This window comes from Streptomyces sp. NPDC001985 (genome assembly GCF_040296845.1).
Lineage (GTDB): Bacteria > Actinomycetota > Actinomycetes > Streptomycetales > Streptomycetaceae > Streptomyces.
The window spans coordinates 67313-79059 of the sequence record NZ_JBEOYB010000025.1 but is presented as its reverse complement, the minus strand read 5'-3'; the positions used below and the strand labels follow the sequence as shown (position 1 = coordinate 79059).

12 protein-coding genes are annotated in these 11747 nt (G+C 68.5%); all 12 read left to right on the top strand.

What is annotated here, in order from left to right:
• The first annotated feature begins 207 nt into the window (after positions 1-207).
• The 12 genes from glyA (at position 208) to ABT122_RS13830 (ending at position 11719) form a co-directional block, all read left to right on the top strand.
• Entirely contained in the window at positions 208-1458 is a 1251-nt protein-coding gene (gene glyA / locus ABT122_RS13885; RefSeq protein ID WP_351550246.1) for a serine hydroxymethyltransferase, read from the top strand.
• A gap of 107 nt (positions 1459-1565) precedes the next feature.
• Positions 1566-2966 carry an MraY family glycosyltransferase gene (locus tag ABT122_RS13880; protein WP_351550244.1) on the top strand — a complete coding sequence of 467 codons (1401 nt, stop codon included), beginning with the start codon at positions 1566-1568 and terminating at the stop codon, positions 2964-2966.
• Between the two features lie 269 nt (positions 2967-3235).
• On the top strand, positions 3236-3673 hold the full coding sequence (locus ABT122_RS13875; protein WP_351550241.1) for a Cg1360 family ATP-synthase-associated protein: 438 nt from the start codon (positions 3236-3238) through the stop codon (positions 3671-3673).
• Positions 3674-3901: 228 nt separating this feature from the next.
• The gene (gene atpB, locus ABT122_RS13870; protein ID WP_351550238.1) at positions 3902-4714 is read left to right on the top strand and encodes a F0F1 ATP synthase subunit A; all 813 of its coding nucleotides are present in this window, start codon (positions 3902-3904) and stop codon (positions 4712-4714) included.
• 80 nt (positions 4715-4794) lie between these two features.
• Entirely contained in the window at positions 4795-5037 is a 243-nt protein-coding gene (atpE, locus tag ABT122_RS13865; protein ID WP_344472436.1) for an ATP synthase F0 subunit C, read from the top strand.
• 41 nt (positions 5038-5078) lie between these two features.
• The gene (locus ABT122_RS13860) at positions 5079-5633 is read left to right on the top strand and encodes a F0F1 ATP synthase subunit B (RefSeq protein WP_351550234.1); all 555 of its coding nucleotides are present in this window, start codon (positions 5079-5081) and stop codon (positions 5631-5633) included.
• Positions 5630-6445: a F0F1 ATP synthase subunit delta gene (locus ABT122_RS13855; RefSeq protein WP_351550231.1), complete on the top strand. Its 816-nt coding sequence runs from the start codon at positions 5630-5632 to the stop codon at positions 6443-6445. Before ABT122_RS13860 ends, ABT122_RS13855 begins: the two co-directional genes overlap by 4 nt.
• 145 nt (positions 6446-6590) lie before the next feature.
• Positions 6591-8183 carry a F0F1 ATP synthase subunit alpha gene (gene atpA, locus ABT122_RS13850; protein ID WP_351550228.1) on the top strand — a complete coding sequence of 531 codons (1593 nt, stop codon included), beginning with the start codon at positions 6591-6593 and terminating at the stop codon, positions 8181-8183.
• Positions 8184-8203: 20 nt separating this feature from the next.
• Positions 8204-9121, top strand: coding sequence for a F0F1 ATP synthase subunit gamma (locus ABT122_RS13845; RefSeq protein ID WP_351550225.1), 918 nt, complete (start codon positions 8204-8206; stop codon positions 9119-9121).
• Positions 9121-10563, top strand: coding sequence for a F0F1 ATP synthase subunit beta (gene atpD, locus ABT122_RS13840; RefSeq protein ID WP_351550222.1), 1443 nt, complete (start codon positions 9121-9123; stop codon positions 10561-10563). Before ABT122_RS13845 ends, atpD begins: the two co-directional genes overlap by 1 nt.
• A 173-nt stretch (positions 10564-10736) precedes the next feature.
• Complete coding sequence (locus tag ABT122_RS13835) at positions 10737-11120, top strand: F0F1 ATP synthase subunit epsilon (protein ID WP_351550219.1); 384 nt, start codon at positions 10737-10739, stop codon at positions 11118-11120.
• A 131-nt stretch (positions 11121-11251) separates the two neighbouring features.
• A complete protein-coding gene (locus ABT122_RS13830; protein ID WP_351550302.1) occupies positions 11252-11719 on the top strand; it encodes a DUF2550 domain-containing protein in 468 nt (155 codons plus the stop codon).
• Positions 11720-11747 lie beyond the last annotated feature (28 nt).

Sequence of the window (11747 nt, the reverse complement as noted above, 5' to 3'; positions counted from 1 at the left end):
CGAGCATTCTCAGCCCGTCCGGCGTTTGAGGACGGACCCCGCGCCACGGGAGGGCCGCAGCGAACCCGGCCCGCCCGGGCCCGGAGGGCCACCGCTGTGCCGTGCGGGGCCCCGGACGGGGCCACGGGTCCCGTCCGGGGGCCCCAGGAGTGGGGCGGGCATACATTGGAGGCGGAACGAGACACACCGCTCGGCATGGAGCACACCATGACCGCCAGCACCGCACCCCCCTTCGCCGACCTCCCCACCCTGCACCACCAGGACCCCGAGATCGCCGACATCATCCTCGCCGAGGCCGCCCGCCAGGCCACCACCCTCCAGCTGATCGCCGCCGAGAACTTCACCTCCCCGGCCGTGCTCGCCGCCCTCGGCTCCCCCCTGGCGAACAAGTACGCCGAGGGCTACCCGGGCGCCCGTCACCACGGCGGCTGCGCCCTGGTCGACACCGCCGAGCGGATCGCCCGTGAGCGGGCCACCGCGCTCTTCGGAGCCGCGCACGCGAACGTACAGCCGCACTCCGGCTCCTCGGCCGTCCTGGCGGCGTACGCGGCCCTGCTCAGCCCCGGTGACACCGTCCTCGCCACGGCGCTGGCGCACGGCGGCCACCTCACCCACGGCTCCCCGGCGAACGTCTCCGGGCGCTGGTTCGACTTCGTCGGCTACGGCGTCGACCCCGTGACCGGCCTGATCGACTACCCGCGGGTCCGCGCCCTCGCCCGCGAGCACCGCCCCCGGGCGATCGTCTGTGGCTCGATCTCCTACCCCCGCCACCCCGACTACGCCCTCTTCCGGGAGATCGCGGACGAGACCGGCGCGTATCTGATCGCCGACTCCGCCCACCCGATGGGCCTGATCGCGGGGGGTGCCGCCCCCAGCCCCGTCCCGTACGCGGATGTGGTCTGCGCCACCACCCACAAGGTCCTGCGCGGCCCGCGCGGCGGGATGATCCTCTGCGGGGAGGATCTGGCCGAGCGCGTCGACCGCGCGGTGTTCCCGTTCACCCAGGGCGGCGCCCAGATGCACACCGTCGCCGCGAAGGCCGTCGCCTTCGGCGAGGCGGCGACCCCGGCCTTCACGGCCTACGCCCACCAGGTGGTCGCCAACGCCCGGGTCCTCGCCGCCGCCCTGGAGGCCGAGGGCTTCGGCCTCCTCACCGGCGGCACCGACACCCATCTGATCGGCCTGGACCCCTCCCCGCTCGGCACGGACGGCAGGACCGCCCGGGCCAGGCTCACCGCGGCCGGTCTGGTCCTGGACACCTGCGCCCTGCCGGCGGGCGACGGACGCGGCATCCGGCTGGGCACCGCCGCCCTCACCACCCAGGGCATGGGGGAGCCCGAGATGGCCGAAATCGCCGCCCTGCTCACCCGCGCGGTGCGCTCCGCGGACGGCCCGTCGCCGAGGGTACGTGCGCAGGTCCGCGAGCTTGCGGGTAGATTTCCGCCCTATCAGGGGTAGCCGCAGTCCTGTGGAACCGTTCCCCGGCACCCGTATGTCCTCGACCATGTGGCCACCACAGCTAGGGTGTGGGGCTGAGATGGCCAGCGATTCCTGTGGGGCAGCCCGTGCGTGATTACCTGCTGACGCTCTGTGTCACGGCCGCGGTGACCTATCTGCTCACCGGTCCGGTGCGGAAGTTCGCCATCGCGACCGCGGCGATGCCGGAGATCCGTGCCCGAGACGTCCACCGAGAACCGACTCCGCGGCTCGGCGGCATCGCCATGTTCTTCGGCCTCTGCGCCGGACTGCTGGTCGCCGACCACCTCCAGAACCTGAACAGCGTCTTCGAGCTGTCCAACGAGTCCCGGGCCCTGCTCTCGGGCGCCGCCCTGATCTGGATCATCGGTGTCCTGGACGACAAGTTCGAGATCGACGCCCTGATCAAGCTCGGCGGCCAGATGATCGCCGCCGGTGTGATGGTGATGCAGGGTCTGACGATCCTGTGGATTCCCGTCCCCGGCGCGGGCATGGTCTCGCTGACCGACTGGCAGGGCACCCTGCTCACCGTGGCGCTGGTGGTGGTCACCATCAACGCGGTGAACTTCGTGGACGGCCTCGACGGTCTCGCCGCCGGCATGGTCTGCATCGCCGCCGCCGCGTTCTTCCTCTACGCGTACCGGATCTGGTACAGCTACGGCATCGAGGCCGCCGCCCCCGCGACCCTCTTCACCGCGATCCTCATGGGCATGTGCCTGGGCTTCCTGCCGCACAACATGCACCCCGCGCGGATCTTCATGGGCGACTCGGGCTCGATGCTGATCGGCCTGGTGCTGGCCGGTGCCGCGATCTCGCTGACCGGCCAGGTCGACATGGACGCCCTGAGGCTCTTCGAGGGCGGCAGCGACCGTGATGTCACCCACGCCGCGCTGCCGGTCTTCATCCCGCTGCTGCTGCCGCTGACGATCATCGCGATCCCGCTGGCCGACCTGGTGCTGGCGATCGTCCGCCGCACCTGGAACGGCCAGTCCCCGTTCGCCGCCGACCGGGGCCATCTGCACCACCGGCTGCTGGAGATCGGGCACTCCCACAGCAGGGCGGTGCTGATCATGTACTTCTGGTCGGCGCTGATCGCCTTCGGGGTGGTCGGCTACTCCGTGCACTCGGCGTCCCTGTGGATCGTGATGGTGGTCGTCGGGCTGAGCGCGGTGGGCCTGGTCCTGCTGCTGATGCCGCGCTTCACCCCGCGCGCCCCCCGGTGGGCCCAGTCCTTCGTCCCGCCGCGCTACCGGCGCCGCAAGTTCCCTGCGGGGACGGCGACTTCACCCGAGCCGGGGGACGGCTCCGGGGCCTCCGGGGCGCCCGTGGAGGGCTCCGCCGGGGCGGCGGACGCGGAGGGCGGCACGGCCCCCGGGGAAGCGGGTGAGCGGCCGGAGCGGCCTCCCGTGCCGGCGGGTGTCAACGGGGCGACCGCCCTGGGTGCCCGCTCCCGCGCTCCCCACCGGCGGAAGGCCGGAACGCGCGGCTGACGTTTCCGTCCTTTTGTGGGCAATAGCACAGAAGTCCATACCCATTCTGTGCACACACGGGCGCATTACCTCTCATGTGTGATAGCTGGCACACGCCTGGGTAAAGACCTCATCAAATAGTTTGTGATACGGTTCACGAGAACCGGCGACAGCGCCGAAGGACCGTGGTGCGACGGTCCTTTGGCCCCGAGGACCCGACTCGGATCCGGATTACGCTCGTCCATGACGACACACCACTGCCATTCCCCCCAGGAAGCGGAGCTGCCGCCATGCCGTCCAACGACGCCCGCACATTCCTCCAGATCGCCGTACCCCCAGCCGCCACCGGCGTCATCGCCGCCGTGGTCAGCGCTGTGGTGGCCGGCGGCAAGGGGGCTCTCGGCGCGATCATCGGCACCCTGGTGGTCATCGGTTTCATGGGGATCGGCATGGTGGTCCTCCAGCGGACGGCCAAGTCACTCCCGCACCTGTTCCAGGCCATGGGACTGATGCTCTACATGGCGCAGCTGCTGCTGCTCTTCATGCTGATGGCCCTGCTCAAGGACACCACGGCGTTCGATTTCAAGGCCTTCGCCTTCTCGCTGCTCGCGGCGACCATCGTCTGGGTCGCGGCCCAGGCCCGCTACTTCATGAAGGCCAAGATCGTCTATGTCGAACCTGAGTCCTCGAAGGGCGAGACGACCCAGAAAACGGGGTCGCCGTCGTGAAGGGTAGGGCCGGTATAAAGAGCCGTTCGCGATCCTGCTATCGTCCGGTGCCAACTACTGCGGCACAGCGGGCGCGGGCATCTGAGCTGACGCCTGCTCATTCGCGAGGCTCCATGCCCGCCAGCCGCCCTCACATCCGTAACACCAGTCCAGTGCCGAACCGCGGCTGCGCGCCGCGCCGACACAACGAGGTTGCCGTACCCATGCGCCACGCTGAAGGAGCCCGCGGTGAGTGCTGACCCCCAGATGCTCGCCTTCGACCCGAACTGTCAGATCTTCTCCGGGTGCGGGTTCCCAGCGCCGGGCCTGCACACGTTCATGTACGAGCCCATCTTCACGGTGTCGGGCTTTGAGTTCACCAAGCCGATGCTGCTCGCTTTCATCGGCTCTTTCCTGATCATCGGTTTCTTCTGGGCCGCTTTCAGCAAGCCGAAGCTCGTGCCCGGAAAGCTCCAGATGATCGGTGAGGCCGGGTACGACTTCGTCCGCCGCGGCGTCGTCTACGAGATCATCGGCAAGAAGGACGGCGAGAAGTACGTCCCGCTGATGGTGTCGCTGTTCTTCGTCGTATGGATCATGAATCTCTGGTCCATCATTCCGTTCGCCCAGTTCCCGGTCACCTCGCTGATCGCCTTCCCGGCGGGTCTCGCGCTGATCGTGTACGTGCTCTGGGTCAGCCTGACCTTCAAGAAGCACGGTTTCGCGGGCGGTTGGAAGAACATCCTGGGCTACGACAAGAACCTGGGAGCGATCCTGCCCCTGGTGATGGTCCTGGAGTTCTTCTCCAACATGATCATCCGCCCGTTCACGCACGCGGTCCGGCTCTTCGCGAACATGTTCGCCGGCCACATGCTGATCGTGATGTTCACCCTGGCGACCTACTACCTGATGAACGGCTTCGGCTTCGTCTACGCCGGCGCGTCCTTCGTCATGGTCCTGGCGATGATCGTCTTCGAGCTCTTCATCCAGGCGGTCCAGGCGTACGTCTTCGTGCTTCTGGCCTCCAGCTACATCCAGGGCGCCATCTCCGAGCACCACTGAGCCAGCTCCCACCCCTCCAGACCAGCAGTCGTCCGGTGGCCAACCCCCACCGGGACATTGAAAGAGAAGGAAGAACCGGCATGTCCGCTCTCCAGACCCTCGCCGCCGAGAACGCCGTCTCCGGCAACGTCAACGCTGTCGGCTACGGCCTCGCCGCGATTGGCCCCGGCATCGGCGTCGGCATCATCTTCGGTAACGGCACCCAGGCCCTCGCCCGTCAGCCCGAGGCCGCTGGTCTGATCCGTACCAACCAGATCATGGGTTTCGCCTTCTGTGAGGCGCTTGCCCTCATCGGCATCGTCATGGGCTTCGTCTTCAAGTAAGCCGACCGACAGCCCAATCTCTTTTCACGGAAGGCACTGATGTGATCGCTCAGTTCAATCTTGCGGCGGTGGAGGAGCAGCCTCCGCTCATCCCGCATCTCGACGAGCTCATCATCGGCCTGATCGCGTTCGCCATCGTCTTCTTCTTCCTCGCCAAGAAGCTCCTCCCGAACATCAACAAGGTTCTGGAAGAGCGTCGGGAAGCCATCGAGGGCGGCATCGAGAAGGCCGACGAGGCGAAGACCGAGGCCGAGAGCGTACTGGAGCAGTACAAGGCCCAGCTCGCCGAGGCTCGTCACGAGGCCGCTCGACTGCGCCAGGAGGCGACCGAGCAGGGCACCGCGATCATCGCGGAGATGAAGGCCGAGGGCCAGCGGCAGCGTGAGGAGATCATCGCGGCCGGTCACGCCCAGATCGAGGCCGACCGCAAGGCTGCGGCGGCCGCGCTCCGCCAGGACGTGGGCAAGCTCGCCACCGACCTGGCCGGCAAGCTCGTCGGTGAGTCCCTGGAGGACCACGCCCGCCAGAGCCGCACCATCGACCGCTTCCTCGACGAGCTCGAGGACGGCGCATCGAAGGCCGAGGCAACCCGATGAACGGAGCGAGCCGGGAGGCACTGGCTGCCGCACGCGAGTCCCTCGACGCGCTGACGGACAACACGTCCGTCGACGCGGCGAAGCTCGCCGAGGAGCTGGCTGCCGTCACCGCCCTGCTCGACCGCGAGGTCTCGCTGCGTCGGGTCCTGACCGACCCGGCGCAGTCCGGCGAGGCCAAGGCCGAGCTGGCGGGCCGCCTGCTGGGCGGACAGGTGGGCGGCGAAGCCGCCGACCTGGTCTCCGGCATGGTCCGTGCCCGCTGGTCGCGCTCCCGCGACCTGGTCGACGGTCTTGAGGAGCTGGCGGCCACCGCCGACCTCACCGCCGCCCAGCAGGCGGGCAAGCTCGACGACGTCGAGGACGAGCTGTTCCGGTTCGGCCGGATTCTCGACTCGAACGGCGGACTGCGGTCCGCGCTCACCGACCGCTCGGCCACCGTCGCCGCCAAGGCCGAGCTGCTGCGCAGCCTGCTGGGCGGCAGGGCCAACCCGGTCACCGAGCGTCTGGTCGTCCGGCTCGTCACCAAGCCCCGTGGACGTAGCCTGGAGGCGGGACTCGACTCCCTGTCCAAGCTCGCCGCGGCGCGCCGGGACCGGATGGTCGCCGTCGTCACCTCGGCGGTGCCCCTCAGTGACCAGCAGCGGGAGCGCCTCGGCGCCGTGCTCGCGAGGGTCTACGGCCGGCAGATGCACCTGAACCTGGACGTGGACCCCGAGGTCCTCGGCGGGATCTCGGTGCGGGTCGGCGAGGAGATCATCGACGGCACGATCGCGGACCGTCTCGGCGAGGCGACTCGCCGTATGGCCGGCTGACAGCCGCCACCAACTGAACATCACGGCATACGAGCAGTACCAGCGGCCCGGTTGGGCCGTGCAGAGATTGCAGAAGATTCCTGGGGGTCGGCCCCCAGACCCCCTTAAGAAACTTCGGGCCCAACAAGGAGAGCAGGGAACCCAGATGGCGGAGCTCACGATCCGGCCGGAGGAGATCCGGGACGCGCTGGAGAACTTTGTCCAGTCGTACAAGCCGGACGCGGCCTCGCGCGAGGAGGTCGGTACGGTCAGCGTGGCCGGCGACGGTATCGCCAAGGTGGAGGGACTTCCCTCGGCCATGGCGAACGAGCTGCTGAAGTTCGAGGACGGAACCCTCGGCCTCGCCCTCAACCTTGAGGAGCGGGAGATCGGTGCGATCGTCCTCGGCGAGTTCAGCGGTATCGAGGAGGGTCAGCCGGTCACCCGTACCGGCGAGGTCCTGTCCGTAGCCGTCGGCGAGGGCTACCTGGGTCGCGTCGTCGACCCGCTCGGCAACCCGATCGACGGCCTCGGCGAGATCGAGACCGAGGGACGCCGCGCCCTCGAACTGCAGGCCCCCGGCGTCATGATCCGCAAGTCGGTTCATGAGCCGATGCAGACCGGCTACAAGGCCGTCGACGCCATGGTGCCGATCGGCCGCGGTCAGCGTCAGCTGATCATCGGTGACCGCCAGACCGGCAAGACCGCCCTGGCCGTCGACACGATCATCAACCAGCGTGACAACTGGCGCTCCGGCGACGTGAACAAGCAGGTCCGCTGCATCTACGTCGCCATCGGCCAGAAGGGCTCCACCATCGCGTCCGTGCGCGGCGCGCTGGAGGAGGCCGGTGCCCTGGAGTACACGACCATCGTCGCCGCCCCGGCGTCCGACCCGGCCGGCTTCAAGTACCTGGCGCCCTACACCGGCTCGGCCATCGGCCAGCACTGGATGTACCAGGGCAAGCACGTCCTGATCATCTTCGACGACCTGTCGAAGCAGGCCGACGCCTACCGTGCCGTGTCGCTGCTGCTGCGCCGCCCGCCGGGCCGTGAGGCCTACCCGGGTGACGTCTTCTACCTGCACTCGCGTCTGCTGGAGCGCTGCGCCAAGCTCTCCGACGACCTGGGCGCCGGCTCGATGACCGGTCTGCCGATCGTCGAGACCAAGGCCAACGACGTCTCGGCGTTCATCCCGACCAACGTCATCTCCATCACCGACGGCCAGTGCTTCCTGGAGTCCGACCTGTTCAACGCCGGTCAGCGCCCGGCCCTGAACGTCGGTATCTCGGTCTCCCGAGTCGGTGGCTCCGCGCAGCACAAGGCCATGAAGCAGGTCTCCGGCCGTCTCCGCGTGGACCTCGCCCAGTTCCGTGAGCTGGAGGCGTTCGCCGCCTTCGGTTCCGACCTGGACGCGGCCTCCAAGGCGCAGATGGAGCGCGGCAAGCGCATGGTCGAGCTGCTCAAGCAGGGCCAGTACCAGCCGATGCCCGTCGAGGAGCAGGTCGTCTCCGTCTGGGCCGGTACCACCGGCAAGATGGACGACGTCCCGGTCGAGGACATCCGCCGCTTCGAGTCCGAGCTGCTGGAGCACCTGCGCCGCGAGCGCAAGTCCCTGCTCACCAGCATCGCCGAGGGCGGGAAGATGTCGGACGACACCCTGACCGCGGTCGGTGACGCGATCGCCGCCTTCAAGCGCCAGTTCGAGACCTCGGACGGCAAGCTTCTGGGCGAAGACGCTCCGGTCAGCACCAGCAAGTGACGACGGAAGGGACCTGACTCATGGGAGCCCAGCTCCGGGTCTACAAGCGTCGCATCAAATCCGTCACCGCGACCAAGAAGATCACCAAGGCGATGGAGATGATCGCCGCCTCGCGCATCGTCAAGGCGCAGCGCCAGGTGGTGGCCTCCACCCCGTACGCGACCGAGCTCACCCGCGCGGTGACGGCGGTGGCGACCGGGTCGAACACCAAGCACCCGCTCACCACCGAGGTGGAGGCGCCGGTCCGCGCCGCGGTCCTGCTCATCACGAGCGACCGCGGTCTGGCCGGCGGCTACTCGGCCAACGCCATCAAGGCGGCGGACGCGCTCACCGAGCGGCTCCGGGGCGAGGGCAAGGAGGTCGACAGCTACATCGTCGGCCGCAAGGGTGTCTCGTACTACGGCTTCCGTGAGCGCAAGGTCATGGAGTCGTGGACCGGGTTCACCGACAACCCGACCTACGCGGACGCCAAGAAGGTCGCGGGTCCGCTGATCGCGGCGGTCCAGCAGGACACGGCCGAGGGCGGCGTGGACGAGCTCCACATCGTCTTCACCGAGTTCATCTCGATGCTGACGCAGACGCCGGTGCAGAACCGGCTGCTGCCCCTCAGCCTGGAGAACGCGGCCGATGAGAGCACGGGCAAGGGCGAGATCCTGCCCCTGTTCGACTTCGAGCCGTCGGCGGAGGACGTCCTCGACGCCCTGCTGCCGCGCTATGTCGAGAGCCGGATCTACAACGCGCTGCTCCAGGCCGCTGCCTCCAAGCACGCCGCCACCCGCCGCGCGATGAAGTCGGCGACCGACAATGCCGGAGAGCTGATCAAGTCTCTCTCCCGGCTTGCCAACGCGGCCCGCCAGGCCGAAATCACCCAGGAAATCAGCGAGATCGTCGGTGGAGCCAGTGCCCTTGCCGACGCGACCGCGGGGAGTGACAAGTAATGACGACGACAGTTGAGACGGCCGTTGCCACGGGCCGCGTCGCCCGGGTCATCGGCCCGGTCGTCGACGTGGAGTTCCCCGTCGACGCGATGCCGGAGATCTACAACGCGCTGACCGTCGAGGTGGCCGACCCGGCCGAGGACGGCAAGCTCAAGAAGCTGACGCTGGAGGTCGCCCAGCACCTCGGTGAAGGCGTGATCCGCGCGATCTCGATGCAGCCCACCGACGGTCTGGTCCGCCAGGCCCCGGTGACCAACACCGGCGAGGGCATCACCGTCCCCGTGGGTGACTTCACCAAGGGCAAGGTGTTCAACACCCTCGGTGAGGTGCTGAACGTCCCCGAGGCGAACAAGGACATCACCGAGCGGTGGCCCATCCACCGCAAGGCGCCCAGCTTCGACCAGCTCGAGTCCAAGACCGAGATGTTCGAGACCGGGATCAAGGTCATCGACCTTCTCACCCCGTACGTCAAGGGTGGAAAGATCGGTCTGTTCGGTGGTGCCGGTGTCGGCAAGACCGTGCTGATCCAGGAGATGATCTACCGCGTCGCCAACAACCACGACGGTGTGTCGGTCTTCGCCGGCGTCGGTGAGCGCACCCGTGAGGGCAACGACCTCATCGACGAGATGAGCGAGTCGGGCGTCATCGACAAGACGGCGCTCGTCTTCGGCCAGATGGACGAGCCCCCGGGCACCCGTCTGCGCGTCGCCCTGGCCGGTCTGACCATGGCGGAGTACTTCCGCGATGTGCAGAAGCAGGACGTGCTCTTCTTCATCGACAACATCTTCCGGTACACCCAGGCTGGTTCCGAGGTGTCCACCCTGCTCGGCCGTATGCCGTCCGCGGTGGGTTACCAGCCGAACCTGGCGGACGAGATGGGTCTCCTCCAGGAGCGCATCACCTCGACCCGCGGTCACTCGATCACCTCGATGCAGGCGATCTACGTCCCCGCGGACGACCTGACCGACCCGGCCCCGGCCACCACCTTCGCCCACCTCGACGCGACGACGGTTCTCTCCCGTCCGATCTCCGAGAAGGGCATCTACCCGGCCGTGGACCCGCTGGACTCCACGTCCCGCATCCTGGACCCGCGCTACATCGCGCAGGAGCACTACGACGCCGCCACGCGCGTCAAGGGAATCCTGCAGAAGTACAAGGACCTCCAGGACATCATCGCGATTCTCGGTATCGACGAGCTGGGCGAGGAGGACAAGATCGCTGTCCACCGTGCCCGTCGCGTGGAGCGCTTCCTGTCCCAGAACACCCACGTCGCCAAGCAGTTCACCGGCGTGGACGGCTCGGACGTGCCGCTCGACGAGTCGATCGCCGCGTTCAACGCGATCTGCGACGGAGAGTACGACCACTTCCCCGAGCAGGCGTTCTTCATGTGCGGTGGCATTGAGGACCTCAAGGCCAACGCCAAGGAGCTGGGCGTCTCCTGAGTCGACGGACTCTCCCGGGGGGCGGGACTCGTCCCGCCCCCCGGGGTTCTCGCCCTCGTACCCGGCCGTGAAATGCCGGGGAAAGGGGCCCGGGCGCTTCGGCGCCCGGAGCCCCATTAGACTTTGACCCAACACCCGGCATCATCGCCGGGTGGTGACCCGAGGAGCCACCCTTGGCTGCTGAGCTGCATGTCGAGCTGGTCGCCGCGGACCGGCAGGTCTGGTCCGGTGAGGCCACGCTGGTCGTCGCGCGCACCGCGTCCGGCGACATCGGTGTCATGCCCGGTCACCAGCCGCTTCTCGGTGTGCTGGAGTCGGGCCCGGTGACCATCCGTACCAGTTCCCCCGAGGGAGCCGGCACGGTGGTCGTCGCTGTGCACGGCGGTTTCATCTCCTTCGCCGACAACAAGCTGTCGCTGGTGGCGGAGATCGCCGAGCTGGCGGATGAGATCGATGCCCAGCGCGCCGAGCGTGCGCTGGAGCGCGCCAAGTCGGACGAGGACGCCGCCGCCGAGCGCCGTGCCGATGTCCGGCTGCGTGCGGTGGCGGTGCGCTAGCACCCCGCCGACAGTCGTTACCCTCAGCCGCGGCCCGGACTGGAGACCTCCAGACCGGACCGCGGCTGAGGCAATGCAGGTGCGTCATGGATGGCGTTGGGGACGAGGACGATGCGAGGAGGTCGGTGGAATTGTTCCTCGCGGTGCTGGTGAGCATTCTGGCGCTGGTCGCCCTGGTGGGGATCGGGCTGTTCGTCTTCGGGCTGCGCCGGCGGCTGATCCAGCGCTCCGGAGGTACGTTCGACTGCTCGCTGCGGTGGAACCTCCCCGAGGAGCCCGGCACCGGCCCCTCGGGCGCGCCCTCCGGCAAGGGCTGGGTCTACGGCGTCGCCCGCTACAGCGGTGACCGGATCATGTGGTTCCGGGTCTTCTCGTACGCGCCCCGTCCGCGCCGTGTCCTGGAGCGCTCGGCCATCGAGGTCGTCGCCCGCCGCACCCCGGAGGGCGAGGAGGAGCTGGCGCTGCTCTCCGACGCCGTCGTGCTGGGCTGTCTGCACCGCGGGGTCCGGCTGGAGCTGGCGATGAGCGAGGACGCGCTCACCGGCTTTCTCGCCTGGCTGGAGGCCGCGCCCCCCGGCCAGCGGGTGAATGTGGCCTGAGCCCTCCGCGGGCGGGCCGTACGAAGGG